General features: G+C 69.2%; 2 protein-coding genes. Both read right to left on the bottom strand.

All coding sequences use genetic code 11. The annotated features are described in order from the left end of the window. On the bottom strand, window positions 1-68 hold a 68-nt coding region (locus MKW14_RS40660; RefSeq protein ID WP_240871815.1), incomplete at its 3' end, for an acyl-CoA carboxylase subunit epsilon. Between the two features lie 9 nt (window positions 69-77). Further along, the coding region (locus MKW14_RS40655) for an acyl-CoA carboxylase subunit beta (RefSeq protein WP_240871814.1) at window positions 78-1,304 on the bottom strand (1,227 nt) is incomplete at its 5' end.

The following is a 1,304-nucleotide window of genomic DNA, read 5'->3' as shown; positions in this document are numbered from 1 at the left end:
CGGACCACTGTCAGGGCGGCGGCCAGTTCCTCCGGGGTGGGGTTGCCCCGTACGACCTTGATGGTCACAGCGTCTCCTTAGAGGGGGATGTTGCCGTGCTTCTTGGGGGGCAGGGACTCGCGCTTGGTGCGCAGTTGGCGCAGGCCGCGGACGACGTGGCGGCGGGTGTCGGACGGCATGATGACGGAGTCGACGTAGCCGCGCTCGGCCGCGATGTAGGGGTTGAGGAGGGTGTCCTCGTACTCCTGGATGAGGCGGGCCCGGGTGGCGTCGAGGTCGCCGTTGGCCTCGGCCTCGGCGATGGTGCGGCGGTGCAGGATGTTGACCGCGCCCTGGGCGCCCATGACGGCGATCTGGGCGGTCGGCCAGGCGAGGTTGAGGTCGGCGCCGAGGTGCTTGGAGCCCATGACGTCGTAGGCGCCGCCGAAGGCCTTGCGGGTGATGACGGTGATCAGCGGGACCGTGGCCTCGGCGTAGGCGTAGATCAGCTTGGCGCCGCGGCGGATGATGCCGTCGTGTTCCTGGTCGACGCCGGGCAGGAAGCCGGGGACGTCGACGAAGGTGAGCACCGGGATGTTGAAGGCGTCGCAGGTGCGCACGAAGCGGGCCGCCTTCTCGCTCGCCTTGATGTCGAGGCAGCCGGCGAACTGCATCGGCTGGTTGGCGACGATCCCGACGGGGTGGCCCTCGACGCGGCCGTAGCCGGTGAGGATGTTCGGCGCGTACAGCGGCTGGGTCTCGAAGAACTCGGCGTCGTCCAGGACGTGCTCGATCACCGTGTGCATGTCGTACGGCTGGTTGGCGCTGTCGGGTACGAGGGTGTCCAGCTCGCGGTCCTCGTCCGTGACCGCGAGGTCCGCCTCCTCCGGGTAGACCGGCGCCTCGGAGAGGTTGTTGGAGGGCAGGTAGGACAGCAGCTGCTTGATGTACTCGACCGCGTCCTTCTCGTCGCCGGCCATGTGGTGGGCCACGCCGGAGACGGAGTTGTGGGTGCGGGCGCCGCCCAGCTCCTCGAAGCCGACGTCCTCGCCGGTGACCGTCTTGATGACGTCCGGGCCGGTGATGAACATGTGCGAGGTCTGGTCGACCATCACCGTGAAGTCGGTGATCGCCGGGGAGTAGACCGCGCCGCCCGCGCAGGGGCCGACGACCAGGGAGATCTGCGGGATGACGCCGGAGGCGTGGGTGTTGCGGCGGAAGATCTCGCCGTACGCGCCCAGGGACGCGACCCCCTCCTGGATGCGGGCGCCGCCGGAGTCGTTGATGCCGATGACCGGGCAGCCGGTCTTCAGCGCGAAGTCCAT

It is taken from the genome of Streptomyces gilvus, from assembly GCF_022513565.1.
Classification (GTDB): domain Bacteria; phylum Actinomycetota; class Actinomycetes; order Streptomycetales; family Streptomycetaceae; genus Streptomyces; species Streptomyces gilvus.
This window is presented reverse-complemented; position numbering and strand designations above follow the sequence as displayed.